The sequence below is a fragment of the Pseudomonas sp. L7 genome, from assembly GCF_046605565.1.
Lineage (GTDB): Bacteria > Pseudomonadota > Gammaproteobacteria > Pseudomonadales > Pseudomonadaceae > Aquipseudomonas > Aquipseudomonas wayambapalatensis.
The window spans coordinates 2,877,036-2,899,777 of the sequence record NZ_CP176784.1; the positions used below are offsets into that span (position 1 = coordinate 2,877,036).

Below are 22,742 nucleotides of genomic sequence, written 5' to 3' on the forward strand. Positions count from 1 at the left end.
TCAGGCCTCCTGCCATTGGCTGCGCAGGCGCTGACGCACCTCGCGCGAGGCGCTGCGATGCTCGCCGTCCAGGCGGCTACGCAGGTCAGTGGTGTCGCCAATGTCGCGCACGGCATCGATCAGGCTGGCGCGCACCTGTGCCAGGTCCTGGGCGGTCGGCGCCTGCGCGTTATCTACGGCAAGACGCGTGTGCAGCAACCCCAATGAGGCGTAGCTACCCAGGTCGTAGGCCATCGGCGGCACTTCGGCGGCCAAGGCTTCCAGGTCCTCGACGCTGCGCAGGGTGATGCGCGCCGCCGCCGCCTTGCCCATGGCATGCACCATGACGCCACTGTCATCCAGCGCGATCAGGCGTTGCGCCTGGTAGCCGTGGGCAAGAAACGCCCCGGACATCGCCTTGCCCACCAGCAGCCCGATCACCGGATGCCCGGCCAGACGCGCCTGGGCGTAGGCCTCCACCGCACCGGCCAGGGCCTGGTGAATGCCCAGCGCTTCCTCACGCCGCCCGTAGGCCTGGCTAGGCACATCGATCAGCGCAACCAGCACGCGTTTCTCACCGTCGCGGCCGGCGTCCACCGCCTCGGCGACCGCCTTGGCAACGCCCCAGCCTTCCAGCAGGCCGACTTCGCCGGCCCGGGCCCGGGCAAAGGGATTGTGCACATCGGGCACCACGGCGATAAAGCGCGCCAGGCGATTGTCCAGTTCGCCATCGACCACCTGCACCGAGGCGGGAAAACCTGGCAGCGGCTCGCCGCTGGCAAGGCCCTGCAACCAGTTCTGGGCACGGTTCATCAGGCATCTCCTTGATACAGGGCACGCACGGCGGCGGCATCGAGTTGCGGGCAGTCGTCGCCCAGTTGCGCCAGGCGCTCGAGAAACCATTGATGGCGGCTGGCACGCTGCGCAGAGGGTGCGGCCAGCAACGCCAGCAACTGGCTGCGGATCGCCTCGACGTCATCGGCGACGTAGGCGTCCACCAAGCCGCTGGCGTGACGCTGCTCGCCACCGGTGAGGCTCCAGATGAAAGGCCGGTCACGCGAATCGTATTCACCAATCCCCGCTTCCTGCTCGATCACCTGTGGGCCATTGAGGCCCAGGCGTGCTTCGCGGGTCACCAGCAGGTGACTGCACAGCCCGGCAGCAATGGACATGCCGCCGAAGCAGCCGACTGAACCCGCGATCACGCCAACGACCGGTTGGTGGGCGCGCAGTTCGACGATCGCGGCCTGGATCTCGGCAATCGCCGCCAGGCCCAGGTTGGCCTCCTGCAGACGCACGCCACCGGTCTCCAGCAGCAGCACGGCGCAGGTGGGGATGCCGTTACGGTTGTCTTCGACGGCCAGCTCCAAGGCGCCGGCGATCTTGGCGCCTCCCACCTCGCCCATGCTGCCGCCCTGGAACCCGCCTTCGATGGCCGCGACCACGGCGGGACGCCCGGCGAGCTTGCCCTTGGCGATGACCACGCCGTCATCGGCCTGCGGCACGATGCCCTGGCGTGGCAGCCAGGGCGACATCAGGCGATCGAAGGGGCCGAGCAGCTCGCGGAAACTGCCCGTGTCGAGCAGGGCCCGGGCACGCTGTCGAGCGCCCAGCTCGACGAAACTGCGGCTGTGCAGCAGGCGTTCGCTATCAGTCATGGCCGATCTCCTCGAAGCCTTGTTCCAGGCGCAGGCGCACCACGCCGGGGGTGGCGCCGAAATCATGGATGTCGATCTTCAGCGCGGGCAAGTCGCGGCCGTCGAACAGGCGCTGGAACAGCTGGCTCCAGCGGGCCTGGCTGCCGTTGACCGAGGTCACCACCTGGATATCGAGGCTGCCGGCCTGGCCAGGCTCGATCAGCACCTCCAGGTCGCCGGAGCTGACGCAGCCGACCAGGGCGCGGCCACGGCCCGGTTGCGCGGCGGGGAATTGAAAGTTCAGGGTTTCCATGTCACAGGCTCCCGGCTTTGTCGAGGAACAGGCAGGCGGCCAGCAGATCAGCGGCACCGCCTGGAGAGGCATTGAGTTGCAGCAGGCGAGCCTCCAGGGCGCGCAGTTGACGGCGACCCGCCAAGCTGGCGCTGCCGCCTGCGTCGAGCACCGCGCGGGCTCCTTGCTGCAGGGCATCCAGACCTTGCTCGCCGGCGCGCCAGAGCACGCAGGTGTCGCTCAGCGAAGCCATGATCGCCAGCAGTGCATCCAGGCGCGCATGGGTCTCGCTGGCGCCCGCGGCGCGGCTACGCCGAAGTTGCGGCAGGCCGTGACCGGTGATCGCCGGAAAGCCTTGCTGGGCCTGCTCGCGGGCGCCACCCGCACCATAGCGGCGGCGCACCTGAATGCCGTGGCTGTCCTGTACAGGAGCGGCCGGATCGGCGATCAGCGCAAGGCGCCCGGCACGTGCGGCAAGGGTATGTGGATCGCTGCTCACCGGGCTCAGCGCCCGCGCCGCAACCAGCAGCCCCAGCGCCCAGATCGCACCCCGGTGGGTATTGACCCCGGCCGTGGTGGCAAGCATCGCTGCCTCACCTTCACGCCCAAGGCGTCCAAGCTCTGCGCGCAGCGGCGCCGCGATCTCGCCATGGCGTTGCGCGGCCTCGGCCATCTGTCGCAAGCACGGCCACAGCGACAGCGCCGAGGCGTGCATCAAGGCCAGGTTCATGTCGCCATGGGCGCCACTGCCACGGCGGTCCACCAGCCCAGGCTTGGGCGAGAGGTCGGCCTCGTCGATCAAGGCTTCGACGGCCAGGTCGGCCAACTGATCCGGCAAGGCCAGGGGCTGTATGCAAAGTGCTTTCATCACCAGCTCCTGAAGCGTGCGGGCGGGTTGTACAGGCCACCGGACCATTCCACGAGGTCGGCGATGCTGCGTGCGGCGAGCAACTCACGGCTGGCGTCGGTGCGGCGGATGCCCAGGTCTTCGGGCAAGGCCACCAAACCTTCGCGGCGCAGGCGCTCGGTATCCTTGGGGTCATGGCGCAGGCCAATGGCGGTAACCCCGGCCACCGCCGCGATCATCTGCTGGCGCTCCTGCAGGGTGCGCGCCTTGTACAGGTAGGCGATGCCCTCTTCGGTGAGCAGGTGGGTCACGTCATCGCCGTAGATCATCACCGGCGCCAACGGCATGCCGGCCTTCTTCGCCACCTCGACCGCATCCAGGGTTTCGACGAAGGTGGGTTTGCCGCCCTCCTGGTAGGTCTCGACCATCTGCACCACCAGCTTGCGCCCGCGCTCGAGCAGGGTTTCGGGCACGGTCATGTCCAGCCAGGCCGGAGTCGCGTGGCGCCGCCCGCGTGGGTCGTGGCCCATGTTGGGTGCGCCGCCAAAGCCAGCCAGGCGGCCACGGGTGACCGTCGAGGAATGGCCGTCGCCATCGACCTGCAAGGTGGCGCCGATGAACAGGTCCACCGCGTACTGCCCCGCCAGCTGGCACATCAGCCGGTTGGAGCGCATCGAACCGTCGCGCCCGGTGAAGAACACATCCGGACGCTGGGCGATGTAGTCTTCCATGCCCAGCTCAGTGCCGAAGCAGTGCACGCTCTGGACCCAGCCGGTCTCGATGGCCGGGATCAGCGTTGGATGAGGGTTGAGGGTCCAGTTGCGGCAGATCTTGCCCTTCAGCCCCAGCGACTCGCCGTAGGTCGGCAGGATCAGCTCGATGGCGGCGGTATTGAAGCCGATGCCGTGGTTGAGCGACTGCACCTGGTGTTTTTCATAGATGCCGCGGATCGCCATCATCGCCATGAGCACATGCACCGGCTTGATATGACGCGGGTCGCGGGTGAACAGCGGCTCGATGTAGAACGGCTGGTCGGCGACCACCACGAAGTCGATCCAAGAGGCTGGGATGTCCACCCTGGGCAGGTCGTCGACATGCTCCACCAACTGGTTGACCTGGGCGATGACGATGCCGTCGCTGAACGCCGTGGGCTCGACCAGCGCCGGGGTGTCCTCGGTGCTGGGGCCGGTGTAGAGGTTGCCATCGCGGTCGGCAGTGAAGCCTGCGACCAGCGTGACATTGGGGATCAGGTCCACCAGCAGGCGCGAATAGAGTTCGATGTAGGTGTGGATGGCACCGACTTCGAGCAGACCGTCTTCGAGCAACTGGCCGATGCGCTGGCTCTGGGGGCCGGCGAAGGAGAAATCGAGCTTGCGGGCGATGCCGCGTTCGAACAGGTCCAAGTGCTCGGCGCGGCTGACGCTGGGCATGATCAGGTGCAGGTCGTGGAGGCGGCCAGGGTCGGCCTTGGCCAGCGAGCGCGAAAGAAAGTCCGCCTGCTTCTGGTTGTTGCCTTCGAGCACCACTCGATCACCCGGGGCGATCAGCAGTTCGAGGGCCTCGACGATCCGCTCGGTGGGCAGCACCACGCCATCGGCGAGGTGACGCACCCGCTCGAGACGGCGCTGCTTTTCGGCGCGCCTTCTCGACCATTGCGGCGGTGGATTCTTCGTTGTGGTCATTGGTGACTCCACGGGTTCGCTGTCGTGGGGTGACCTTAGGCCTGCGGGGTGGGGGGCATCAATCAAGCACGGTGGTTATTCGTTACGCTGAGCGTAAAGGTTTGGCCACGAGGTGCCATCACTGCAGCCCGCGCCCACGTCAAACCCGCCTAACATTCAGATCGTGTGGCGCCAGCTTTTTTGAACTCTCCCCTCACCCGCTCCCTCAATCATTCTGAGACCCGGAAATCTCGCCGAAACCCGCCATGACCAAGCCGCCGCAGAATACCCGCGCCTTGATTGGTTTGAGTTCGACTGACAGCAGGAGCTTGGCAACGATGAACGAGCACATGATCCAGGCTGACGCGGGAACCCCTTGGAGCGAATGGCAGAAATCCGCGCACCTGGCCCGGGCCGCCTGGATCACCCCCGAACAACTGTGCCCGCCGGGCCGGCGCCTGGTGTTGGTAGCGCCGCATCCGGATGACGAGGTGCTCATGGCGGGCGGATTATTGAGTCACTTCCATGGCCGCGAGCAGGACCTCGTGCTCATCTCTGCCACCGACGGCGAAGGCAGCCACCCAGGCTCGGCTCAATGGAGCGAACGGCGCCTGCGTCACCAGCGTCCGCTGGAAAGCCGCCATGCCTTGCAGCAGCTCGATCTGCGGGTCGCGGATCTGGATTGGCGACGGCTGAACCTCAAGGACGGTGCCCTGCCTCGCGATGAGGCCTTCCTGGTCAATCACTTGAGCCAGTTGCTGCAACCCGGCGACCTGCTGATGTGCCCCTGGCGTCACGACGGTCATTGCGACCATGACGCGGTGGGCCGTGCCTGCGCACAGGCCGCCCAGGCGCGTGGTGCAACGCTTGCCGAAGCGCCGATATGGGCGTGGCGCTGGTCGACGCCGGACGATCCTCGGCTACCTTGGCAACGCGCGCGTCGTATCCAGCTCGACGAAGCCAGCCTCGCGCGCAAGCGCCAGGCCATTGCTGCCCATGTCAGTCAGATGGAGGCGGATGCGGACACGCCGCCCGTGGTGCCGCAACAGCTGCTGGAATGCCTGCTGCAGCCTTTTGAGCTGGTCTTTATCTGACAGCCAACCTCTCGCAGATGCCCCTTCAGCGCCCGCGCTTGAGCGTCTCGCTCGGCAACTCGCGGAACAACTGGCGATAGCTCTCGGAAAACCGCCCCAGGTGCCAGAATGACCAACGCATCGCCACTTCCGCTACCGTCACGTCGCTGGCGCCGCGCAGCAGGTCGCGGCGCGCACCGTTGAGTCGGCGCAGACGCAGCCAATGCGCCGGGGGCATGCCGGTAAAGGCCTTGAAGGCCTCCTGCAATTGACGCAACGACACCCCGGCCACCTGCGCCAGCTCCATGAGATTGAGCGTTTCTTCCGGGCAGTCCGCTGCCCATTCGCTGACCCGCTGCATGATCGCCCGCTCTTCACCGCGCTTGCCCAATGCCTGGCCCTGCAGGCGCTGGCAGGCGTTGTCGAGGATGAACAGGCAGTCATCGAGCAGTTGCTCGGCCAAGGCTTGCCCTTCAAGCGGGCAGTCAGCCTGCGTCAGGCGTGTCAGGGTCGCGCTCAGCCAACTGCCGAACAGGGCATTCTGGCCGCTGCCCAGCGGAACCATGAACAGCCCCTGCAGACGCTCCAGATCCAGGCCGTGGCGCTGCAGGAACGGTTGGTCGAACACCACCGCCACTTCCTGGTAGTTCTCCGGGGTGATCCAGATGTTGCGGCTTTGCTCGTTGAGCAGGTACAGGCTGTTCTCGACCTGGTCGAAACAGAAGGTCAACGAACCGCTCGGCGCGCGGAAGAACTGTTCGACGCGAGTGTTCAGGCGCTCTTCGTACACCTCGACGCCATCGAGCCCCAGGCAGCGCAACTGACCGCTGAAATGCCCGGGCGACATCTGCCGGTATTGCTGCTGCCAACCGGGCGTGGCGCGAACCTGCTCGGTGACATCGGTGGTGTTGAAGGCCTGGACCTGCAAGGCGTTTTGCGTATTCACGCGGCGTCCTATATGCACTCTTTTGGTGCATTGATTGACGGAGAAAACGGATAGATAGCCCCGGGGGGCTGCGCCCAAGATAGTCCTCAGCGTGACCTGTGGGAAGTGGCTTCGTGCAACGGCGTGCAATACCAGCACACGGCGCACGGCCTGCGTACCCACCACCAAAACCCAACCAAGAGGTCTGTATGAACGCCCCCTTCGATCAGCTGTCCGCCTGGCTGAAAGAACACCGGATCACCGAAGTCGAATGCGTGGTCAGTGACCTGACCGGCATTGCCCGCGGCAAGATCGCCCCGACCAACAAGTTCCTCAACGAGCGTGGCATGCGCCTGCCCGAGAGTGTGCTGCTGCAGACCGTCACCGGCGACTTCGTCGATGACGACATCTACTACGGCCTGCTCGATCCGGCCGACATCGACATGATCTGCCGCCCCGATCCTGCGGCGGTGTACCAGATCCCTTGGGCGATCGAACCGACCGCCATCGTCATCCACGACACCTTCGACAAGCACGGCAACCCCATCGAACTGTCGCCACGCAACGTCCTGAAGAAAGTCCTCAAACTCTACGCCGACAAGGGCTGGCAGCCGATCGTTGCGCCCGAGATGGAGTTCTACCTCACCCAGCGCTGCGAAGACCCGGACCTGCCACTGCAGGCGCCACTGGGCCGTTCGGGCCGCGCCGAAAGTGGCCGACAGTCGTTCTCCATCGATGCTGCGAACGAATTCGACCCGCTGTTCGAGGACGTCTACGACTGGTGCGAAATCCAGTGCCTGGACCTGGACACGCTGATCCACGAAGACGGCCCGGCACAGATGGAGATCAACTTCCGTCACGGCGATGCCCTGGACCTGGCCGACCAGATCACCGTGTTCAAGCGCACCATGCGCGAGGCGGCGCTCAAGCACAATGTCACCGCCACCTTCATGGCCAAGCCGATCACCGACGAGCCGGGCAGTGCCATGCACCTGCACCAGAGCGTGGTCGACATCGCCACCGGCAAGCCGGTGTTCGCCAATGAAGACGGCAGCATGAGCGAGCTGTTCCTGCACCACATCGGCGGCCTGCAGAAGTACATCCCCAAGGTGCTGCCGATGTTCGCGCCGAACGTCAACTCGTTCCGCCGCTTCCTGCCAGATACCTCGGCACCGGTGAACGTGGAATGGGGCGAGGAAAACCGCACCGCCGGCCTGCGCGTCCCGACCTCCAGCCCCGAGGCGATGCGGGTCGAGAACCGTCTGCCGGGCGCCGATGCCAACCCTTACCTGGCGATCGCCGCGAGCCTGCTGTGCGGCTACCTGGGCATGGTCGAGAAGATCGAGCCGAGTGCGCCGGTGCAGGGCCGCGCCTACGAGCGCCGCAACCTGCGCCTGCCGATCACCATCGAGGATGCGCTGCAGCACATGGAAGATTGCAAGGTCCTGGAAGACTACCTGGGGCGCCAGTTCGTCCAGGGCTACGTTGCGGTCAAGCGCGCCGAGCATGAGAACTTCAAGCGGGTGATCAGCTCCTGGGAGCGCGAGTTCCTGCTGCTGAGCGTCTGACCCCACGGAGGGTGCCTGCGGGAGCGGCTGCTCCCGCAGGCAACGCGCTGCCCTGCTTCTGCTTCATCGAACCCGAAGAACAAGACCAACGAGGTGCCGACATGCGTCACTTGCAAACCCTGATTCCCGCAGCCTTCGCCCTGCTGTTCGGCGCGGCCGCCCATGCCGAGCCCACGGTCAGCGTGTACAACTGGACCGACTACATTGGCGACACCACCCTGGCCGACTTCCAGGCCAGTACCGGGATCAAGGTGGTGTATGACGTCTTCGACTCCAACGAAACCCTCGAGGGCAAGCTGCTCGCCGGGCGCACCGGCTACGATGTGGTGGTGCCCTCGAACCACTTCCTCGCCCGCCAGGCCAAGGCCGGCGCGTTCCTCCCGCTCGACCGCAGCAAGCTGCCGAACTGGCAGCACCTGGACCCGAAACTGCTCAAGCAACTGGAGCAGAACGACCCGGGCAACCAGTACGCCGTACCGTACCTGTGGGGCACCAATGGCATCGGCTACAACGTCGAGAAGGTCAAGGCCGCGCTGGGCATCGACAAGGTCGACTCCTGGGCCGTGCTGTTCGAGCCAGAAAACCTGAAGAAACTCAAGCAATGCGGCGTGGCCTTCATGGACTCGCCCGACGAGCTGTTCCCGGCCATGCTCAACTACCTGGGCATGAACCCACGCAGCGAAGACCCGAAAGACTACGCCAAGGCCGAAGCACGGCTGATGGAGCTGCGCCCGTACATCACCTACTTCCACTCCTCCAAGTACGTCTCGGACCTGGCCAACGGTGATGTGTGCGTGGCCTTCGGCTACTCCGGCGACGTGTTCCAGGCGGCCAACCGCGCCGTGGAAGCCAAGAACGGCGTGAAAATCGCCTACAGCATTCCCAAGGAAGGCAGCAACCTGTGGTTCGACCTGCTGGCCATCCCGAAAGACGCCAGCAATCCTGACCAGGCCCTGGCCTTCATCAACTACCTGCTCGACCCGAAAGTGATCGCCAAGGTCAGTGCGACGGTCGGCTATGCCAACGCCAACCCTGACGCCAAGGCGTTCATGGACAAGTCGCTGGTGGAAAATCCCGAGATCTATCCGTCCCAGGAAGTGCTGGACAAGCTCTACGTTTCCAGCACCCCCAGCCCGCAGATCATGCGGGTCATGACCCGCTCCTGGAGCAAGATCAAGTCCAACCGCTGATTCGAGTGTTTCCGATGCCTCATCAAACCGAACACACCGCCTCCTACTACGCCGCCACGGCCCGTGCCACGGCCCCCTACCCCGAGCTCGAAGGCGAGTTGAGCGCCGACGTGTGCGTGGTCGGCGGTGGCCTGACCGGCGTCAACACCGCGCTGGAGCTGGCCGAGCGTGGCCTGTCGGTGATCCTGCTGGAGGCCCGGCGCATCGGCTGGGGCGCCAGTGGGCGCAATGGCGGGCAACTGATCCGTGGTATCGGCCATGACGTGTCGGGCTTTGCCCGCTACGTCGGCCAGGACGGCGTGCGTTACCTCAAGCAGGCAGGCCTGGACTCGGTCGAACTGGTGGCCAGGCGCATCGAGCAGTACAACATCGAGTGCGACCTGCGCTGGGGCTTCTGTGAGCTGGCCAATACAGCGGCGCAGTTCGATGCGTTCAACGACGAACTGCAGGACCTGGCCGAACTGGGCTACCGGCACGAAACCCGGCTGATCGCCCCAGAGCGCATCCGCGAGGTCGTTGCCAGTGACCAGTACGCCGGCGGCCTGGTGGACATGGGCTCCGGCCACCTGCATCCACTGGACCTGGTGCAGGGCGAAGCCCGCGCCGCCAGCAGCCTTGGCGTGCGCATCTTCGAGCAGACCGCTGTGCAACGCATCGAACACGGCCCCACCGTCACCTTGCACTGCGCCCGCGGGAAGGTACGGGCCAAGAGCCTGGTGTTGGGGTGCAATGCGCACCTGGACGAGCTGGAGCCACGCTTGACCGGCAAGGTACTGCCCGCCGGCAGCTACGTGGTGGCCACCGAACCGCTGCCCCAAGCCCTCGCGCGCAGCCTGATCCCGCAGAACATGGCCCTGTGCGACCAGAAGGTCGGCCTTGACTACTATCGCCTGACCGCCGACCGCCGCCTGCTGTTTGGTGGCGCCTGCCACTACTCCGGGCGCGATCCGAAGGACATCGCCGCCTACATGCGCCCGAAAGTGCTGAAGGTGTTCCCGCAACTGGCCGATGTGCGCATCGACTTCCAATGGGGCGGCATGATCGGCATCACCGCCAACCGCTTCCCCCAGGTGGGCCGCCTGAGCCAGCATCCGAACGTGTATTACGCCCAGGGTTACTCCGGGCATGGCCTGAACGTGACCCACTGGACCGCCAAGCTGTTGGCCGAGGCCATCGCCGTCGGCCACAGCCAGGGCCTGGATATCTTCAGTACCGTACCGCACCTGACCTTCCCCGGCGGCAAGGCCCTGCGCTCGCCGCTGCTGGCACTGGGGATGTTGTGGTATCGCGTGCGGGAGGTGCTGGGCTGATCAGAGAATGGCCTGGAGGCCCTTGTCGGCAATGATATTGAGCAGTTTCAGCGCGGGCCCGGCTGGCCGGGTCTCCCCCTGCTCCCATTTGCGTACGGTAGACGCACTGGTATGCAAATGCAGTGCGAAAACCGGCTGGCTGAAATTGAGCGCCTCGCGCAGGCGCTTGATGTCCAGCGCAGTGAAATCCCTGACGGGCGCAGGACAGATGGCCTCGAATTCGCGCATCGTTACCTTGCCAACCACGCCAGCCTGGTAAAGCACAGACAGGTCGTCACGCAACGACTCAATCAATTTGCTGGTCACAATACAGCGCCTCAAAACATACCCGTAACGGGCATATATTTGCAGTCTTGCTGGTAATGTAACAGTCCGACAGTTGAAGATTCCTTGTGGGAATTCACATCACCGAACCAAGGACGCATACCAACCCACCGGCAAACTGGCCAACCGCCAAGCACCTGCTAGCGTTGATCTGGCCCCCCTCAACGGACGCCACACATCATGAAACCGCTGCCTCGCGCCACCCTGCTGTGCGCCGCCTTGCTTGCCCTGGCCGCCTGCTCCAGCAACCGCGTCGATCCGAGCCAGTATTCCGGGTTTCTCAAGGACTACAGCCGGCTCAAGCCGGCGGAAAGTGTTTCCGGGGCGCCGGTGATGCGCTGGATCGACCCGGGGCTCAAGGCCAGCCAGTATCGACAGGTCTACATCGAGCCCAGCCAGTTCTATCCCAAGCCACAACCCACCGCGGTGATCTCGGCGCAGACCCTGCAGGCGATCACCCGCTACTTCGACGACGCCATGCGCCGGGAACTGGGCAGCGTGCTGACGGTGGTCAGCGCTCCAGGCCCGGGAACGATCGTGGTACGCCCCGCAATCACCGCAGTGTCGACCAAGACCGAGGGCCTGAAGCCCTATGAAGTGGTGCCCATCGCCCTGGTGGCCGCAGCGGTGAACACTGCAGCCGGTGGTCGTGACCAGGAAGTGGACATCGCCGTGGAGGCGGCCTTCCTCGACGGTGCCAACCAGAAAGTGCTGGCCCAGGTGGTGCGCAAGGGCGCCGGCGAGGCGCTGGAGAACGACACCGCGCAGCTCAAGCTGGAGAACGTCAAGCCGGTGCTCGATGGCTGGGCCAGCGACATGCGCCGCAGTGTCGTGGAGCTGCGCAGGAAGGGCCAGTGAACGGCGCCGGGTCAGTCTTTCGCGACCGTTGGAAACAGCACAGCGAGGCTCCTGTAGATGTTGATGTCGTCCAGGACAGGTCAGGTCGTATCAGGCGTACTGCAGGAACGGCAGGGCGTGCTCGAGCAGGGCTTGCGGGGCTTCTTCGGGAATGTAGTGACCACAGGGCAGCTCGTTGCCGCGCACGTCCTCGGCACAGGCGCGCCACTCCTTGAGCGGGTCGAAGCACTTGCCGATCACGCCGTCACGGCCCCACATCACCAGCAGCGGGGTCTTCACAGCGTTGCCGGCATCGATATCGGCCTGGTCATGTTCCAGGTCGATGCCTGCAGCGGCCCGATAGTCTTCGCACACACCATGCGCCGCGCCCGGTAGCGACAGGCAGCGACGGTACTCGGCGAACGCCTCGTCGGTGAACGGCGCAAGGCCGGCACTGCGCCCGCCCATGACACTGCGCAGGTAACCTTCCGGGTTGGCTTCGATCAAGGTTTCAGGCAGCGGCGCCGGGCGGATGAGGAAGAACCAGTGCCAGTAGGCACGGGCGAAAGCTTCGTTGGTCTGGCGGTACATCGCCAGGGTCGGGGCGATGTCCAGCAGCACCAGGCGGGTGAGGCGCTGGGAGTGGTCGAGCGCCAGGCGGTGCGCGACCCGCGCGCCGCGGTCGTGGGCCATCAGGGCGAATTGCTCGAAGCCCAGGGCCTGCATGAGCCCGACCATATCGGCCGCCATGCGGCGCTTGGAATACGCCTCATGCCGGTCGTCGGCCTCAGGCTTGGCCGAATCGCCGTAACCGCGCAGGTCGGCGGCGACCACGGTGAAATGCTCGGCCAGCTTCTCGGCCACCTTGTGCCAGATCACATGGGTCTGCGGGTGGCCGTGCAACAGCAGCAATGCCGGCCCCTTGCCGCCGATACGGTAGGCGATCTCGATACCTTCGACGTGCTGGAAGGCTTTCTTGAAACCCTGGAACATGCCAATCACTCCGTTTCGTGTGCACTCAGGCCGCAAGGCGACCCTCCAGGTGCCGAGCATAGCTGCGGCACCTAAGGCATCAAGAACGCAAATGCAGAGCGAAGCAACACGAATCGTGGCGCATGGCCTCAGGCAACAAAGCCGTAGAAGATCGCCGACAAGGTGATCAACCCCACCAGCACGACGAAGACGTTCGACAGCGCGCCCGAGTACTTGCGCAGCGAAGGCACCTTGCGCACTGCATACATCGGCATCAGGAACAGCAGGCAGGCCAGCACCGGGCCACCGAGGCTTTCGATCAGGCCGAGGATGCTCGGGTTGAGGGTCGCCACGATCCAGCAACCCAGCACCATGAACAGCGCCGTGACACGCTCCAGGCGCTTGGCCGACCAGCTTTTACCGCGGCTGCGCAGGCTCTTGACGATCATGCCCTGGAAGCCTTCGCTGGCACCGATGTAGTGGCCCAGGAACGATTTGGTGATCGCCACCAGAGCAATCAGGGGCGCGACAAAAGCGATGACCGGGGTCTGGAAGTGGTTGGCCAGGTACGACAGGATCGAGATGTTCTGCACCTTGGCCGCAGCCAGGTCGGCCGGGCTCAGGGCCAGCACGCAACTGAAGCAGAAGAACATCACCGTCAGCACCATCATCAGGTGGGCGGTGGCCAGGGTGCGGCCGCTCTTGCGGTCGGCGTCGGCGCCGTAGCGGTGCTTCTGGTCGACGGCGAAGGCCGAGATGATCGGCGAGTGGTTGAACGAGAACACCATCACTGGAATCGCCAGCCACAGGGTCAGCAGCAGCCTGGAGGCGCTCAGGCCTTCGCCGGCCTGGGCAAAGAAGGCGCCGTTCCAGTTGGGGATCAGGCTCAGGGCCAGCAGCAGGAGCGAGGCGACGAAGGGATAGACCAGCACGCTCATGACCTTGACGATGATCTGCTGGCCGCAGCGCACCACCACCATCAGGCCGGCGATCAACAGCAGCGACAACAGCGCACGCGGCGGCGCGGTCACGTGCAGCTGGTGTTCGAGGAAACTGGTGAGAGTGTTGGTCAAGGCCACGCTGTAGACCAACAGGATGGGGAAGATCGCCAGGAAGTAGAGCAAGGTGATGAGCTTGCCGGCGCCCACACCGAAATGCTCCTCGACCACCTCGGTGATGTCTTCGTTGCCGCCACGGCGCCCGGACAGCACGAAGCGGGTCAGCGCACGGTGCGCATGGAAGGTCATCGGGAAAGCCAGCAGCGCGAGGATCAACAGCGGCCAGAAGCCCCCTACCCCGGCATTGATCGGCAGGAACAGGGTGCCGGCGCCGATGGCGGTGCCGTACAGACCCAGGGCCCAGGTGGTGTCGTGGCGGTTCCAGCTGCGCGTGGCTGTGGTCGAAGCCGGCGCAGCCGAATCCGCACGAACGGTCGTGGTGTTGTGTACATCAGTCATGGGTTTCGCCTTTGTAGTTGTTTTTGTTGCTCGGTGAAGCGGGTGTTGCAGGTGGATTCAGGCGTGTTGAGTCGGGCTCCTTGAGCGCCTGTGCTCGGTCCTCTGCACCGACGCGATACCTGTAGGAGCGGACTTGCCCGCGAAAAAGACACCGCTGCCTGGCACGGGCTACGCCCGTGTTCGCAGTTGCGCCTTCAGGGCTGGGTTGCGAACAGGGCGACTCAACACTCGACAAAGGCGACGGCCAGGCCGCCGCGCGAAGTTTCCTTGTAGTTGGCGTGCATGTCCGCGCCGGTGTCGCGCATGGTGCGGATCACCCGATCGAGGGAGATGAAATGCTCGCCATCACCCCGCAAGGCCATCTGTACGGCGTTGATCGCCTTCACGGCGGCGATGGCATTGCGCTCGATGCACGGCACCTGGACCAGACCGCCGACCGGATCGCAGGTCAGGCCGAGGTTGTGCTCCAGGGCAATTTCAGCGGCGTTTTCCAGCTGCGGCGGCGTGGCGCCGAGCACTTCGGCAAGGCCTGCAGCGGCCATGGAGCAGGCCGAACCGACCTCCCCCTGGCAACCCACTTCGGCGCCGGAGATCGATGCGTTTTTCTTGCACAGGATGCCGACCGCCGCCGCTGCCAGCAGAAAGGCCACCACGTCGTCATCGCAGGCGCCCGGGTTGAACTTCATGTAGTAGTGCAACACCGCCGGGATGATGCCGGCCGCACCATTGGTCGGTGCCGTGACCATGCGCCCGCCCGCGGCGTTCTCTTCGTTGACCGCCAGGGCGAACAGGTTGACCCACTCCATCGCGCTCAGGGTCGAGCCGATCACGTTGGGCTTGCCCAACTCCTGCAGGCTGCGATGCAGACGCGCAGCCCGGCGCTTGACCTTGAGCCCTCCAGGCAAGATGCCTTCATTGCGCAGGCCGTTGTCGACGCACTCGCGCATGGCCGCCCAGATATTCAGCAAGCCGCTGCGGATCTCATCTTCGCTGCGCCAGGCCAGTTCGTTGGCCATCATCAACTGGCCCACGGTCAAGCCATGGGTCTTGCACAACGCCAGCAGCTCGGCGCCTGACGAAAACTCGTAGGGCAACTCGACCTGCGCGACGCGACTGACCGGGGCATCGATTTCAGCTTGCTCGATGATGAAGCCGCCACCCACGGAGTAGTAGGTCTGGGTCAGCAGGCTGCCCTGCCCGTCCAGCGCTTCCAGGCTCATGGCATTGGGGTGATAGTCCTGGTTTTCGTCGAGCAGGCGCATGTCGCGGCTGTACTGGAACGCCACCGGGTGCGAGCCATCGAGCATCAGGCACTGCTCCTGCATCAACTGGTCGATGCGCGGCTCGATGCTGTGCGGGTCGATGCGGTCCGGCCACTGCCCCATCAGGCCCAGCAGGCAGGCGCGATCGGTGGCATGACCGACGCCGGTGGCCGACAGCGAGCCATACAGGCGCACCTCGACCCGCTGCACCTGGGCCAGCAGGCCGCGCTCGCGCAGCAACCGGGCGAAGGTGGCGGCGGCACGCATGGGCCCCACGGTGTGGGAGCTGGACGGCCCGATGCCGATCTTGAAGAGGTCGAAAACACTGATAGCCATGCTAATGCCTGACCGCCGCGACGTTATTCGCCGCTGCGCGGCCCTCCGGAAAAATTGATGGGTACTGCGAATTTGCGCGATACTGCCGCGCTCGCCTGGCGATGACCAACGAAAATTCCTAAGCAAGCCTTTAGCAGGACTAAACAATGAAAGGGCAGCTCAACGGCCAGGTGTTCGTCTGGTTGCATGTGTTCTCCTGTGCCGCGCGGCACCTGTCGTTCACCCGCTGTGCCGAAGAGCTGCACATCACCCCCGGGGCGGTCAGCCAGCAGATGCGCCAGCTTGAAGAGCGCCTGGGCTTCGCCCTGTTCCTGCGCCGTGCCCGTGGCGTGGAGCTGACAGCCGAAGGGCAGCGCCTGGCGCAGACCGTGGCCGAGGCCTATGGCAGCATCGAAGCTGAACTGCTGCGTCTGGACGCCGGCGAAATTCGCGGTACCTTGCGCCTGCGCTCGATCCCTTCGTTCCTCGCCAAATGGCTGACCCCGCGCCTGCCGCGCTTCCAGCAGCGCTACCCGGACATCGAGCTGCGCCTGGTGGCCGAGGACAGCAAACAGGCCCTGCACGACGGCGATTTCGACCTGGCGATCGACCTCAACGACGGCAGCTATCCCGGAATGCTCTCGACCCCACTGCTGGACGAACAGATCTTCCCGGTCTGCTCCCCGGCCCTGCTGCGCGGTCGCCCGCCCCTGCACGGCCCGGCCGATCTGGTGCACTACCCGCTGCTGCACGACATCACGGCCTGGCGCGGCAGTTCGGAGTACGCGGAGTGGGAGTTCTACCTTGACGGTATCGGTGCGGGTGGCCTGAACGTACGACGCGGCCACACCTTCAACCGCAATCACCTGACCATCGAGGCGGCGATTGCCGGTATCGGCGTTGCGATTGCGCGGCGGACCTTGCTCAACGACGAACTCGAGCGCGGCACGCTGATCGTTCCGTTCGGTGTACCGATCCCCAATCACAAGCGTTATGTACTGCTCTACCCGCCTGGTGGCCTGACCCAACCCGGCGCCCGCGCAGTGCATGACTGGCTGGTGGAAGAAGCACAGACCTTTCGCGCCCTGCATCCGCTGATGTGAAACGGCCCCGCTGCCGGTTGCCTGGCAGCGGGGCCGCACACCCTGGTTACTGTGCTGGTGCAGTGGTCGGTGGCGCTTCGTTGGTCACCCGCAGGATCCCCCATAACCCGGCGGTATTGCCGTAGGCGGCGTAGTCGCGGAACAGGTAGTCCCCCGGCACCGCGTTGGCACCACCCGCGCTGGGCAGCATGAAGCTGAAGTGCGCCGCCGGCAGCACGCTCTCCTGCGCGCCGATGTACATCGCCATCGGGTTGTAGCCGAAGCGCACCGAACCGATGCCCGGCAGGCCCATGGGGTAGCCGTCCAGGTCGTTCTTCTCGGCCTGGTAGGCATGCAGCGGCCACAGGTGCCCGTCGAGCTGGTAGGTGATACCGCGGCTACCACCACTGGGCATCAGCACATGGCTGCGCAGCGGTTGACCGGGCTTGGCCCAAAGCACCGGTGTCTGCGGATCGCCGTTGACCAGGGCGTTGCTGTAGGCCATATGGGCGTTGGGGACATCGGCGAAGCCATGACCATCGGCGTGGCCGAAGGGGGCATCCGGTGCCAGGCCGAAGCGCAACCACAAGGGCTCGGTCTTGTAGTTGATGGCCATGTTGCCATTGTCTTTCGGATCACCCGGCACGCCATTGCCCTCGGTGGCGATCCCCTCCACAGGACGCCCATCGGCCCAGCGCATGTTCAGCGAGCGTTGCCATACCGTCACCAGGTCACGGTAGTCGGCCTGGCCGCTGACCTTGACCGTGGCCTGGGCGCGGCTGGCGCTGTCTTCGGTCCAGGTGGCGGTCTGTGGAAGGACGCTCATGGCGCCAACAAGACCTTTCTGAGGCTGCTTGATGAAGTCCGCCGGGGTCAGGTTGAGCCCGCCGAACTCGATGGCCGTGGTGTTGATGTTGTCCACCGTACGCCCCAGTTGCAGCACCGGCTTGCCCTCGCGCTCCAGATGCCCGGCGTAGTACTGATACACCTTGCTCGGGTACGTCCCACTGTTGCCCGCCCGTGGCGGGACAGTCTGCACGGGGTTGAGGCCGACGTTGGCGCCATCGGACTTGGTGATGTCGTACGCCAGCAACTGCGCATGCAAGCCAACATGGCTGGACGGGCGCATCAGGTTGTTGTTGAAGGCCGTGGAGCCCTCGCTGGCATTGCGATCACGCTTGACCACGTTCTGCATCACCGCCGTACTGGGCAGGTCCGGCATCATCAGCGGCAGGCGGTTCTCCAGGGTGATGCTGATGCAATCCCCCGCATTGGCACGCAGTACCAAGGGTTCTACTGGAATACCTGGCTTGAGTTTGCCGGTCACGGCATCGAGGTCGGCCTTGCGCACATACAGCACCGCCGTCGGGTCATGCAGCGGCGCACTGTGGCCGCCCAGGGTGAAGGTCGTGCCGTCCTCCTCGTCGGTCACGGTTGCCAATGGAATGCTGGTGCGCCGACTGTTGAACACCAAGGTCCCGCCGTTGCTCTTCAACGGCCCGCCGACGTGCTGGTTGACCCCCGCCGGATCGCTGATGCTGACACCCTGGCGGTTCTCCAGAATGTCATTGGCCAGCGCGGCAACCACTTCATAGCTGCGCTTGACCGTCGGCCGGGTGCCGATGCCATTGGCATTGGTCGTGGTTTTCGGGCAGATGCCGTCGAAGTTCACGGTGTTGCGCATGGCCACCGGTTGCGGGTTGTTCGGCAGAGCAATCAAGTCTGGCCGCTGCGCCGTGTAGTTGCGCATTACCCCCCAGATGCCGTTCCAGTAACCCTCCAGCGCCGCATCCAGCGAATACAGGTAGTCGCCGTTGCTGGCGGCGGAGCTTGAGATCATCGACACCGGTGCCATGAAACCCATCTGCTCGGAGATACCCACCATCTGCGAGGCTTTCCACCCCGAGTTGGAGCTGCTGCCGAAACCTGAACCGTTCTGCAGCCACTTCACGCCATGCAGGGTCACGTTGTGCTCCTCTTCATGCCCACCGGCGTGCATGCGCAAGCGCACGTTGTCGCCGGAATAGGTGCGCAGCATCGGGGTGAACGGATCGCCTGGCTCGGTGCCCTTGTTGATGTGCGGCGGGAACAGCGTGGTGCCGCCAGTAGGGCCGATCGCCGAGGTGATTGCCGAGGGCGCCAGGTTCATCGCTGGAATCGCCCGGTCGGTGCGGGTCTGCAGGGCATAGGCCAGGTCGCCACCCAGGCCGTCGGCCTGCATGCCGCGCTTGCCGTCCGGGCCGACCTTGTTGGGGTCGAACACACGCAGGGCCAGCGGTTCGTTGCGGTAGTTGACGACGAACATCCCCGGATCATCCACCGAAATCGCCTGTGGGCACGGCCGGGTCGGACAGCCTGGGCTCAGCCCGCCGCGCGACTCGACCACCGCCTCCAACAGGTTCGACGCCTTCTGCCGCACCGGCGGGTTGATGGCGTAGCGGAAGCTGTCGGCGGTGGCCGGATACGCCTGGCCGTTAGGCACGCCATCGGGGCCGGCCCCCACGTACACACCCGCTTCATAGGCATGCTGGAAGTCGCTGTACTCGAGGAAGAACTCGCGGTAGCTGTCGTTGCGCCCGTCGCCATCGTGGTCGCCGGTCTGGATCACGGCCTGCCACGAAGTCGGCCCGCCATCCTGGCGCAGGGCCGGGTTGTACAACTGCTCGCCGGTTTCGGCGTGGTACCAGGTGGAGCCTGCGGGTTCTGCCAGCACGGTGGCATACAGGCCCAACTGCTGATGGGTCGATGGGCCGAGGTGGTCGTGGGTGAAGATGGTGCCCAGGCCACGGTCGACGTTGTACACGTTGATCAGAGGATCGGCGAACCAGCGTTGCATGGCCGTGCGCGCGCCGAGCCAGTCTGCCCGGCCGAAGCGGCCGAAGTACGGATGCTGGCGTGCTTTCGGGCAGGCCGCCGAGCCATCGCGGGCATCGCCCTCGCTGCAGCCGTTGTAGGCGCGGATGGCATCCACGCGCTCGACCACGCTGCCGGGCGAGAGAATGCCATCTTCGTAGTTCCAGCCATTGGCAGAGCCGTCGGCGGCGGTCAGGTCCCATTTGGGCAAGTGGATGTGCTGGCCGATCACGTCGGTCGGGGTGCGCACCTGGTAGTCGTCCATCTCGTAGAACGAGGGGATCAGGTTGGTGTGCACGTACTGGGTGCAATCGAAGGTGTTCATGCGCATCACCAGCGGCTCCGGTGGGCGCTGCTTGGTGATCACCGGCCAGGCGTCTTCCCACAGGGCCAGGATGCGCGCCTGCGGGAAGTGGTAGCCGACCTTGTTGTACACCGCATCGAACTGGATATTGGCGGCCTTGTAGACGCGCGGACGGTCGGCGGTGAAGGTCGAGGCGCCGCGAAAACTCATGCCGGTGAGGCTTTCGCCGCTGGCGAATTCACCCACCCCGGAGGATTGGGTCAGGCGCTTGCCGCGATCATCCATGCAGGGTTCGTAGAATGGCGCGCCTGCGGTGGGCAAGGCGCCGTTGGTACGGAAGGCCTTGGCCACCGGTGCACTGCCGGGTATCAGGGCGAAGCTTGGGTGCTCGGCCTTGGCGTGGAACTGCATGGCGGCCTGTTCGACCTCGGTGCCCTCCTCGGGCAGGTAGATCGGCTTGGCCTTGTGCACCACCTTGGAGAAATCCAGTTTGGTGGTGGTGGTCACCGCCTCGCCGCCCGCCGATACGCCGTCCAGCGCATGGCGACCGAGGCCGCCGTCCCAGCCATCGACCTGGTTGGGGTCCAGGTTGGCCCACAGTGCCTTGCCGCTGTCCTTGAGCTGGCGAGCCAGGGCCGGGTCGAGCATGTCCAGCGGTGGGGTTGGCGGACGCTGACCGACACTGCTTTCCATGCCACCGACCCAGAACGGATAGCCTGGGTTTTTCAGCGTTCCGTCGGCATTGCGATTGGTTTCGCTGCGATCAACCAGGGCCAGCGACCCCACGGTCCGTGGCGCGCTGGCGCCCTGCCCATGGTCATCGCCACCCTCCTCTTGAGCTTCGTCGTCACCCTGTTCGGCGACGAGGGTCTCGGCCAGTTTCGGCACCACCGTCACCTTGCCCGGCATAGGCGCCATGGCCTTGCCTGGCAGCGGCACGACCGCCGGAATCGGCGTACCGGCGACGATCTCGCCGTCGGGCAGCGCCCGCGCGCCGCTGGCTGGCTTGCCATTGCGCAAGGCGAACGGCGTAGCGTGGAAGCCATTCTCGCTGTCACCACTCACGGCCAGGCGCGTGCCGGGCTCGAACACATCGTGCACCCGCCACATGGCCCACATGCCCTGGGCAAAGTGCGGATAGAAGTGACAGTGATAGATCGCATCGCCCGCCACGCGGTTGCGGTTGCCCGAACCGCCATTGGCGATTTCATAGGTGTAGCCGACCCCCGGGCCGATGCCCTGGGCGTCGATATAGTCCGAATTGTCGTCGTTGGGGTTGAACAGCCACTGGTGGCCGTGCAGGTGGAAGATGTGCTGCTCGTGGCCGTTGTGGGTGTTGCGGAACTTGGTGAAGTCACCGATATAGCTGTGGTGCACGTTGGACGGCTCGGCCGGGTACAGGGCCATGCTCGCCTTCACCCCTGTGGCGCTGGCCGGCGGCACTTCGCCAGGGCGGATGTGCTCGAGGCCGACGTTGGCCGGAACATCCACCAGGGTGCCGATATCGCCGACGGTATGGGCGCTGAGGAAGAACTCCTCGTAGGCACACGACAGGCAGTCGTGCATCGGCCCGACGCCCAGACGGTTGGCCACCACCTCGGCGCCCATGCCGCCAGAGCCGTAGTTGATCATGAACGAGTCACGTGCCGGCTCCAGCACATGCCCCATCACCGGGTCCGCCCAGTAACCGGGGAAGGCCTGGGTACCGGCCACCTCGTCGGCGAACTGCGAAGCGAAATCACGGAAGGCTTCGAGGCGATTGGGCAATGCCGGGTTGCGCTTGCCGACGCTTTCCAGCGGGTAGGTCGCGCGCGGGAAGCTGCCATCGGGGTTGGGGCCCATGACGATGGCATCGGTTTCGCTGCTGAGGATCTCGTTGCCATCGACCATGGCAATGATCGGTTTGCCGGCCTTGCCTTCGGCGATCCACGGTTGGACCTGCGGATAACGTGCCTCGTAGTCGATCACTGGCTGGCCGGTGGCGGTACGGCCTGAGGTGGCCAGGCGCATTTCCTCTTCGGTCAGGGTGTTGCGATAGGTCCGTCCGGCCTTGGGCACCACCACCACCTGGCCAAACAAGCCATTGGCGACATTCCCGGCATTGCCTTCACCGCCAAAGGGCGCGCCACGGCTGGAGGCGGCAAAGGCGCCTTCACGCTCGGCGTAGAGCGTGTAGCTGCGGGTGCCGCCCGGGGCGATCAGGAAGTTGGCGTTGCGCCCGGTATTGGCGGCGATGTCGGCGATGCTGTTGACCGCCTGCATGCCGTTGACCTGGAAGCCGACATGGCGATCGCTGACCTGTTCGTCGGCGACGAAGTGTTCGTCGTCCTCGACTTCAGGTAGCTCGACCTCTTCGCCCTCCTCGCCCTCGGCTTCCTCGGGGTGAATGCCGTGCTTGTTGGGATTGGCCTGGTAAGCGAGCAAGTTGGTGAGGTTGACCGTCAGGCAGTCGCCTGCGGCAACCCGCAGCACGATCGGGCGCGGGCGTTTGTCCGGGCGCAGGGTGACCTTGCCCGGCACCGCAGCGCCGCCCTGGCTCAGCGGAACGTGATGCTCATCGACCACATCGTGGCGCAGGGCGAACATCATGCCATTGGCGTTCTGCGCGCCCAGGCGGTTGAACATCAACGGCTGGTCCAACGCCACCACATTGGCCACCAGGGTGCGCTGGCACTGCACGGCCGCTTCGCCAGTGGCCTGCCAGGCCAGCACGGCCAGGGCGAGTGACGTCAGGATGGAGCCTTTGGGCGGGGTCTTCATGCTGCACCTCCGGGGACACAGGGACTCTGCGAGGTGCCGGAGCAAGGGTCATGCCATGGGAAAAAATCTTGTGCTTTCAGTAGCTTGTATGTCC

Annotated in this window: 17 protein-coding genes; 6 read left to right on the forward strand and 11 right to left on the reverse strand. The window is 65.2% G+C overall.

The features are described 5' to 3' along the window. The 5 genes from mdcE to mdcA are packed head-to-tail and all read right to left on the reverse strand — an operon-like array spanning position 1 to position 4,437. Positions 1-792, reverse strand: a complete 792-nt coding sequence (gene mdcE, locus ACK3BK_RS12975) for a biotin-independent malonate decarboxylase subunit gamma (RefSeq protein WP_411382552.1) — start codon at positions 790-792, stop codon at positions 1-3. Continuing rightward, positions 792-1,637, reverse strand: a complete 846-nt coding sequence (locus tag ACK3BK_RS12980) for a biotin-independent malonate decarboxylase subunit beta (protein WP_411382553.1) — start codon at positions 1,635-1,637, stop codon at positions 792-794. The genes mdcE and ACK3BK_RS12980 overlap by 1 nt, the downstream gene beginning before the upstream one ends. After that, a complete protein-coding gene (locus ACK3BK_RS12985) occupies positions 1,630-1,929 on the reverse strand; it encodes a malonate decarboxylase subunit delta (protein ID WP_186664499.1) in 300 nt (99 codons plus the stop codon). Before ACK3BK_RS12985 ends, ACK3BK_RS12980 begins: the two co-directional genes overlap by 8 nt. A 1-nt stretch (position 1,930) precedes the next feature. Then, entirely contained in the window at positions 1,931-2,776 is an 846-nt protein-coding gene (locus ACK3BK_RS12990) for a triphosphoribosyl-dephospho-CoA synthase (protein ID WP_186710518.1), read from the reverse strand. Continuing rightward, positions 2,776-4,437 (reverse strand): malonate decarboxylase subunit alpha, encoded by a 1,662-nt coding sequence (gene mdcA, locus ACK3BK_RS12995; RefSeq protein WP_411382554.1) that lies wholly within the window; start codon positions 4,435-4,437, stop codon positions 2,776-2,778. Before mdcA ends, ACK3BK_RS12990 begins: the two co-directional genes overlap by 1 nt. Positions 4,438-4,754: 317 nt before the next feature. On the opposite strand from mdcA, the gene ACK3BK_RS13000 reads away from it, so the two are divergent. Then, on the forward strand, positions 4,755-5,510 hold the full coding sequence (locus ACK3BK_RS13000) for a PIG-L deacetylase family protein (RefSeq protein ID WP_411382555.1): 756 nt from the start codon (positions 4,755-4,757) through the stop codon (positions 5,508-5,510). A gap of 25 nt (positions 5,511-5,535) precedes the next feature. On the opposite strand, the gene ACK3BK_RS13005 is transcribed toward ACK3BK_RS13000, so the two are convergent. After that, positions 5,536-6,435 (reverse strand): helix-turn-helix domain-containing protein, encoded by a 900-nt coding sequence (locus ACK3BK_RS13005; RefSeq protein ID WP_411382556.1) that lies wholly within the window; start codon positions 6,433-6,435, stop codon positions 5,536-5,538. 188 nt (positions 6,436-6,623) lie between these two features. On the opposite strand from ACK3BK_RS13005, the gene ACK3BK_RS13010 reads away from it, so the two are divergent. From ACK3BK_RS13010 to ACK3BK_RS13020, 3 genes are all read left to right on the forward strand, one after another. After that, on the forward strand, positions 6,624-7,982 hold the full coding sequence (locus ACK3BK_RS13010) for a glutamine synthetase family protein (protein WP_186710524.1): 1,359 nt from the start codon (positions 6,624-6,626) through the stop codon (positions 7,980-7,982). A gap of 101 nt (positions 7,983-8,083) precedes the next feature. Then, the gene (locus tag ACK3BK_RS13015; RefSeq protein WP_186719466.1) at positions 8,084-9,172 is read left to right on the forward strand and encodes a polyamine ABC transporter substrate-binding protein; all 1,089 of its coding nucleotides are present in this window, start codon (positions 8,084-8,086) and stop codon (positions 9,170-9,172) included. Between the two features lie 14 nt (positions 9,173-9,186). Continuing rightward, positions 9,187-10,482 (forward strand): NAD(P)/FAD-dependent oxidoreductase, encoded by a 1,296-nt coding sequence (locus ACK3BK_RS13020; RefSeq protein ID WP_411382557.1) that lies wholly within the window; start codon positions 9,187-9,189, stop codon positions 10,480-10,482. Here the strand turns inward: ACK3BK_RS13020 and ACK3BK_RS13025 are convergent, their stop codons facing one another. Further along, positions 10,483-10,788 carry a helix-turn-helix domain-containing protein gene (locus ACK3BK_RS13025; protein ID WP_186664486.1) on the reverse strand — a complete coding sequence of 102 codons (306 nt, stop codon included), beginning with the start codon at positions 10,786-10,788 and terminating at the stop codon, positions 10,483-10,485. Positions 10,789-10,986: 198 nt separating this feature from the next. Between ACK3BK_RS13025 and ACK3BK_RS13030 the strand changes: the two genes are divergently transcribed. Further along, positions 10,987-11,664 (forward strand): DUF3313 domain-containing protein, encoded by a 678-nt coding sequence (locus tag ACK3BK_RS13030; RefSeq protein ID WP_186664482.1) that lies wholly within the window; start codon positions 10,987-10,989, stop codon positions 11,662-11,664. Between the two features lie 90 nt (positions 11,665-11,754). On the opposite strand, the gene ACK3BK_RS13035 is transcribed toward ACK3BK_RS13030, so the two are convergent. From ACK3BK_RS13035 to ACK3BK_RS13045, 3 genes are all read right to left on the reverse strand, one after another. Next, positions 11,755-12,636 (reverse strand): alpha/beta fold hydrolase, encoded by an 882-nt coding sequence (locus tag ACK3BK_RS13035; RefSeq protein WP_411382558.1) that lies wholly within the window; start codon positions 12,634-12,636, stop codon positions 11,755-11,757. Positions 12,637-12,764: 128 nt separating this feature from the next. Next, positions 12,765-14,072, reverse strand: coding sequence for a serine/threonine transporter (locus ACK3BK_RS13040; protein WP_411382559.1), 1,308 nt, complete (start codon positions 14,070-14,072; stop codon positions 12,765-12,767). A gap of 221 nt (positions 14,073-14,293) precedes the next feature. After that, a complete protein-coding gene (locus ACK3BK_RS13045) occupies positions 14,294-15,670 on the reverse strand; it encodes an L-serine ammonia-lyase (RefSeq protein WP_411382560.1) in 1,377 nt (458 codons plus the stop codon). Between the two features lie 146 nt (positions 15,671-15,816). Between ACK3BK_RS13045 and ACK3BK_RS13050 the strand changes: the two genes are divergently transcribed. Beyond that, positions 15,817-16,752 carry a LysR substrate-binding domain-containing protein gene (locus ACK3BK_RS13050; protein ID WP_186664474.1) on the forward strand — a complete coding sequence of 312 codons (936 nt, stop codon included), beginning with the start codon at positions 15,817-15,819 and terminating at the stop codon, positions 16,750-16,752. 46 nt (positions 16,753-16,798) lie between these two features. Here ACK3BK_RS13050 and mnxG read toward each other — a convergent pair whose 3' ends face one another. Further along, positions 16,799-22,648 (reverse strand): manganese-oxidizing multicopper oxidase MnxG, encoded by a 5,850-nt coding sequence (gene mnxG, locus ACK3BK_RS13055; RefSeq protein ID WP_411382561.1) that lies wholly within the window; start codon positions 22,646-22,648, stop codon positions 16,799-16,801. Positions 22,649-22,742 lie beyond the last annotated feature (94 nt).

Bases quoted from the DNA above. Each gene is read 5' to 3' on its own strand.
- ACK3BK_RS13015 (WP_186719466.1), top strand. From the start codon at position 8,084: ATGCGTCACTTGCAAACCCTGATTCCCGCAGCCTTCGCCCTGCTGTTC.
- ACK3BK_RS13045 (WP_411382560.1), bottom strand. From the start codon at position 15,670: ATGGCTATCAGTGTTTTCGACCTCTTCAAGATCGGCATCGGGCCGTCC.
- ACK3BK_RS13050 (WP_186664474.1), top strand. From the start codon at position 15,817: ATGAAAGGGCAGCTCAACGGCCAGGTGTTCGTCTGGTTGCATGTGTTC.
- mdcE (WP_411382552.1), bottom strand. From the start codon at position 792: ATGAACCGTGCCCAGAACTGGTTGCAGGGCCTTGCCAGCGGCGAGCCG.
- ACK3BK_RS13040 (WP_411382559.1), bottom strand. From the start codon at position 14,072: ATGACTGATGTACACAACACCACGACCGTTCGTGCGGATTCGGCTGCG.
- ACK3BK_RS12990 (WP_186710518.1), bottom strand. From the start codon at position 2,776: ATGAAAGCACTTTGCATACAGCCCCTGGCCTTGCCGGATCAGTTGGCC.
- mnxG (WP_411382561.1), bottom strand. From the start codon at position 22,648: ATGAAGACCCCGCCCAAAGGCTCCATCCTGACGTCACTCGCCCTGGCC.
- mdcA (WP_411382554.1), bottom strand. From the start codon at position 4,437: ATGACCACAACGAAGAATCCACCGCCGCAATGGTCGAGAAGGCGCGCC.
- ACK3BK_RS13035 (WP_411382558.1), bottom strand. From the start codon at position 12,636: ATGTTCCAGGGTTTCAAGAAAGCCTTCCAGCACGTCGAAGGTATCGAG.
- ACK3BK_RS13000 (WP_411382555.1), top strand. From the start codon at position 4,755: ATGAACGAGCACATGATCCAGGCTGACGCGGGAACCCCTTGGAGCGAA.
- ACK3BK_RS13010 (WP_186710524.1), top strand. From the start codon at position 6,624: ATGAACGCCCCCTTCGATCAGCTGTCCGCCTGGCTGAAAGAACACCGG.
- ACK3BK_RS12980 (WP_411382553.1), bottom strand. From the start codon at position 1,637: ATGACTGATAGCGAACGCCTGCTGCACAGCCGCAGTTTCGTCGAGCTG.
- ACK3BK_RS13020 (WP_411382557.1), top strand. From the start codon at position 9,187: ATGCCTCATCAAACCGAACACACCGCCTCCTACTACGCCGCCACGGCC.
- ACK3BK_RS13030 (WP_186664482.1), top strand. From the start codon at position 10,987: ATGAAACCGCTGCCTCGCGCCACCCTGCTGTGCGCCGCCTTGCTTGCC.
- ACK3BK_RS12985 (WP_186664499.1), bottom strand. From the start codon at position 1,929: ATGGAAACCCTGAACTTTCAATTCCCCGCCGCGCAACCGGGCCGTGGC.